This is a genomic window from Rhodoferax sp. (assembly GCF_037143375.1).
In the GTDB taxonomy this organism is placed as follows: domain Bacteria; phylum Pseudomonadota; class Gammaproteobacteria; order Burkholderiales; family Burkholderiaceae_C; genus Rhodoferax.
In genome coordinates this window covers 1-4,128 of sequence record NZ_JBAWYV010000217.1, presented here as the reverse complement: position 1 = coordinate 4,128, position 4,128 = coordinate 1, and the positions used below count along the sequence as shown (strand labels likewise).

The 4,128-nt window shown below is 53.1% G+C and carries 6 protein-coding genes; 4 read left to right on the top strand and 2 right to left on the bottom strand.

Features of this window, described 5'->3' with window-relative positions:
- Positions 1–170 precede the first annotated feature (170 nt).
- From WCG50_RS17885 to WCG50_RS17870, 4 genes are all read left to right on the top strand, one after another.
- Positions 171–374, top strand: coding sequence for a hypothetical protein (locus tag WCG50_RS17885; protein WP_336900952.1), 204 nt, complete (start codon positions 171–173; stop codon positions 372–374).
- A gap of 57 nt (positions 375–431) precedes the next feature.
- Positions 432–674, top strand: a complete 243-nt coding sequence (locus WCG50_RS17880) for a hypothetical protein (protein ID WP_336900951.1) — start codon at positions 432–434, stop codon at positions 672–674.
- 9 nt (positions 675–683) lie between these two features.
- Positions 684–938 (top strand): hypothetical protein, encoded by a 255-nt coding sequence (locus WCG50_RS17875; RefSeq protein WP_336900950.1) that lies wholly within the window; start codon positions 684–686, stop codon positions 936–938.
- 405 nt (positions 939–1,343) lie between these two features.
- Positions 1,344–2,378, top strand: a complete 1,035-nt coding sequence (locus WCG50_RS17870; RefSeq protein WP_336900949.1) for an AI-2E family transporter — start codon at positions 1,344–1,346, stop codon at positions 2,376–2,378.
- 197 nt (positions 2,379–2,575) lie between these two features.
- On the opposite strand, the gene WCG50_RS17865 is transcribed toward WCG50_RS17870, so the two are convergent.
- Together WCG50_RS17865 and WCG50_RS17860 are read right to left on the bottom strand one after the other, a co-directional pair.
- On the bottom strand, positions 2,576–3,589 hold the full coding sequence (locus tag WCG50_RS17865) for an FAD-binding domain-containing protein (RefSeq protein ID WP_336900948.1): 1,014 nt from the start codon (positions 3,587–3,589) through the stop codon (positions 2,576–2,578).
- Positions 3,590–3,630: 41 nt separating this feature from the next.
- On the bottom strand, positions 3,631–4,128 hold a 498-nt coding region (locus tag WCG50_RS17860; RefSeq protein ID WP_336900947.1), incomplete at its 5' end, for a cryptochrome/photolyase family protein.

Genomic DNA, 4,128 nt, shown 5'->3' with positions numbered 1-4,128 from the left:
ACTGTTAATCCGTAGGTCCCTGGTTCGAGCCCAGGTCGAGGAGCCAGATACAAAACGAAACAAGCCCTTGCGAGCAATTGCAGGGGCTTTTTTCTTGGCCCAACGGATTCATTGAGTTTCATTTGGGTTCTGCATTGGTTCGGTTGAACTATTTCTGAATATTGCTTCGTATGAATACACCGCTTGTCACCCCCACTCTCTCAATGTCCACGCTGAAAAACGGCATAAGACTGGCCGTTATCGCCCTCGCCGTCCTTTCTCTTCATGCCTGTGCTGTGATTGCAGTCGCAGATGCGGCGGTCACGGTGGTCGCCACCGGGGTCAAAATCACAGCCAAGGCGGTCGGCGCCGTCGCTGAAGCCGTGATTCCCTGAGTGAAAATTGACGGATAGCCCCGCCAAGCCAACTAATTTAATTAACCGAAAGAAAACATGTTTGATAAAACCGGCCAATGGATCTATCTTGAATCGTTTGATGATTTTGACAACGGTCTGTCAGACCTGATTGAACTGTGGTCAAGTACTGCAACCCAAGCGGTCAAAGATTCAGCACTTGCTCACTTCAAAGAAAACCTGGAGGGTGCCATGCTCAATTGGGCTGACAACCGCGCCAAGATGAAAAAATTCACTGCCATTGGCAAAGAACAGGCCGAGTTCGAAGAAGCACTGAAGTAAGGTTCACACATGGCATCGACGAATGAAACTGCAGCCTGGGAAGCGCTGAAAAGTCTTGGTGATACCGCTTTGGCTCACGGTGGCATTCAAGGCGTTCTTCAATTGTTTGTCAGCGTGCTCACTTCAGCAGATCAAGTGGCGCGTGAAAGTGACGAGGCCGGTCATTCTGAAGAGTTGATTTCAGAGGCCATCTGCACCTGGATCACGGCAACTTATGTCCCTGAAATGCAGCTAGCGTTTTCTGACAGACCAAGTACTGAATAAGGTGATCTGCTCAGTGCAAGCCAAGAATAAAGCTTGAACATTTTTGATGCTGTCCAGTAAAAATGAACTTAATAGCTGATTCAATCTGACGAGAAGTGGCACTTCTACGCTGGCCAGGCGCTCAAGGCAATGGTGCTCAATGAGCACGGTGAACTGGGCTGCACCCGTTTGGGGCCGGACATCTTGGGAGATGAATCCCTCCAACACCTTGTTCCGGGCAATACCTAGTTCGCGTCCAGGGTGGCTGCCGGTGGCTCATTTTCACTGGTTGGTTCGCAGAGACGGTGGTGCAGGAACGACGCGATGGACACATTCAGATCAGATAATTCGTTTGTCTACAGCCCGGATAACATCTTTCATCCTGGCAGGAGTTCGAATATTTTTGACTGAGCGAAAATCAAACCTATGTACCAAAATCGATATCTGGCCTTTGCAGGAACATTCTTTCTCATCACGGCTTGGATGCTGAAAGACTTCCTCCCTGGTCTCGTTTGGGGTGCGGTTTTCGCCATATCGCTGTGGCCACTTTTCAACCGAGCGACGGTTAAATTCGGTGAAAAGCTGAAGAATCCCGCGATGTTGTTTGCCTTTGTGTTCATTATCGTTTTCGTGTTGCCGCTCGCCTATGTCGGCTACGACATTGCGCAGCTTTACAGCGCGGGGAACAGCTTTCTAACGAGAAATGCCCAAGGCCTTATACCGGTCCCAGCGTTCATTAGCGTGTTGCCATTTGCCTCCAACTTATCAGAGTTGTGGGTAACGCATATCAGCAGCAGCACGGGCGCCATCGCCACCATCAATAAGATATCAGGCAACCAACTCACGAGCTGGGTGACCACGTTAGCACTGCAACTATCCACTGGTTTTGTCACCGCTTTAGTGATGATGGTGTCGTTTTACTTCATGCTGAAAAATGGGGATTTCATCAAGAAGCACTACGCAGAGACCCTGACGCACTGGTTTAGTGAAAAAAGCGTGAGCGTTGTTGACAGGGGTGTCGTCGCCCTGCGCGGCACAATCAATGGCGTTATTCTGCTGGGCCTTATTGAAGGCGTGCTCCTTGCGATTCCTTTAGTCCTCGGCGGCGTGAAGTCGGGCATGCTTTTAGGCTTAATCGCTGGACTACTGGGCGTCATACCGATGGTTATGCCTGTCATTATTGTGCCAAGCATCGTTTATCTCTACTTTTCCGGGGAGGTAACGTACGCAGTCATCATGGCCGTAGACCTAGGCGTAGTCTGGCTTCTGTTTGAAAATGTCATCAAACCGAATTTGATAAGCGGTGCTTCAAAGGTGAACCCGTACCTCGTACTGCTGGGCCTCATCGGCGGCTTAAAGTTACTCGGTCCGGTAGGTTTATTCATTGGGCCTGCGATTGTCGCAATGACGGTTGGCATGGCCAAAGACCTTGTGATTCACAAACAAGACTTCCCCGGGTGAGTTGTTTGAGTTGATGGGCAGAGGAAATGAGCCTGAGTTCAATCGCCACTTGTTCGCCCTTAGTTGTTATGGCAGTTTGCTGACTGGACGTAGCCTTGAATTCAACCGGTCGATGCAACAAGTTGGCTGAAACAGTGGTCGGCAAGGTGCCCATTTCGGGGACTACCAACGAAATGAAATAACTTGGTAACACGCCATCACAGCGCGATTTTTGTGTGGCGCCACCACTTCGCAAAGCTTTCACAATATTGCGCTACAGGCTCAAAGAGATTGGGCTGTGGAGAGGATGTAACGACCTGATGAGCTTGCCCCGCTTGAAGCAGACCCTGCAACCTTTCCAACGCAGAATCGGCATGTGCATCTAGTTGCCAGCCTACGGATCGCGCTCCCTTTAAAGCATGCGCAATCTGCTGAACGCTTCCCGACCATAGTTGCGGGGTCCGTGACAAGAGACCTTCGGTGACGAAGCGCCACCGTCGTGCGCTCCAAGGAGTCTGTGCATGGCATTCGGCAAACGCGACGCCAATTAACAATACATCAGCACCAACGTCCTGCGATACCGAACCCATCGACCATGGGTGGACCAACCAGACATTGCGGCCAGCCACTATGGAGTGGTCAGGCTCACACCACGTTGCTCCAGGAGGTGCAGCCAGCAGAGCGGGCTTCGCAATGCCGAAGTATGCTCGACCGTTGTCAATGAGGTGGTCCACCGCTGCAGCGCTGCGGGCAAGGAGGTCCAAGTTTTCGTAACTGGTATCGATCACCGTGCCGGGACTATGCCAATGCGCAGGTGCGTATTTGGCGACATTCTCAGCGTTAAATAGATACGGTTTGGTGCTGCCCGTGCCAGCCGCCCACAGCCAGCTCAAGTGGTTGCTGGCCACATCGCCGTCGAGTAAATGTCCAATCATCCACTGCGCAGCCGTGTACCAGTGCACCTTGCGAAAGTGAACCACATAGCTTGCCAGCCACATACGGGCATGGTTATGAAGGTATCCCGTCTCGTAGAGTTGACGTACGGTTAGGTCGATGGCTGCAATCCCTGTGCGCGCTTCCAGTACATCTGCAGGCATTTCAGCCCGGTAGGCATCGTCGGGCAGCAGCCCAGAGTGCAAGGACTTATGTATGCCCTCGCCAATGTGCGCCCACACATGTCTGTAGTAGGCACGCCAGCCCAACTCGAAAACAAACTTGTGCTTCGCGTCCAACGGATAGCGGGCGTACACGTCGGCGTAAACATCCCGCAGGCTCAGCAAACCGTGAGTAATGTAGGGCGATAACCTCGTGACAATGCAAACAGAGCCTGGGGGCGTGTCACTGGCCAGCTGAAGCTGTGCATGGTGCCGGGGTGGCTGGCAAAGCGTTTATTGACCAGCGCCATAACCTCTTGCGTGATGGTGTCCAGCGCAAAGCGGGTTGGCGGTGGCACATTCTGCGGGCCCGATTCGCCAAAGGCTTCGCGGTTGTCGGCATCAAAATTCCATTGCCCACCCACCGGGGCTTTGCCCTCCATCAGAATTCCGTGCTTGTGCCGCAATTCGCGGTACCAGTATTCCAGGCGCAGCTGTTTGCGGCCGTCGGCATGCGCAGCAAATTCGCGCACGGTGCTGAAGAAATGGGTGTCATCGCGAAGGTCCAGCGCAAGGGCGTGCTGTTTTGCCACCGCGCGCAGGCCTTGCAGCACTCGCCAGTCGCCGGGGGCGGTCAGCACCAGCGCGGCGGGTTGCAGCTGGGTAATCACCTTGCC

Excerpts from the sequence above, each read along its gene's own strand:
- WCG50_RS17885 (WP_336900952.1), top strand. The coding sequence starts at position 171 with ATGAATACACCGCTTGTCACCCCCACTCTCTCAATGTCCACGCTGAAA.
- WCG50_RS17875 (WP_336900950.1), top strand. The coding sequence starts at position 684 with ATGGCATCGACGAATGAAACTGCAGCCTGGGAAGCGCTGAAAAGTCTT.
- WCG50_RS17870 (WP_336900949.1), top strand. The coding sequence starts at position 1,344 with ATGTACCAAAATCGATATCTGGCCTTTGCAGGAACATTCTTTCTCATC.
- WCG50_RS17880 (WP_336900951.1), top strand. The coding sequence starts at position 432 with ATGTTTGATAAAACCGGCCAATGGATCTATCTTGAATCGTTTGATGAT.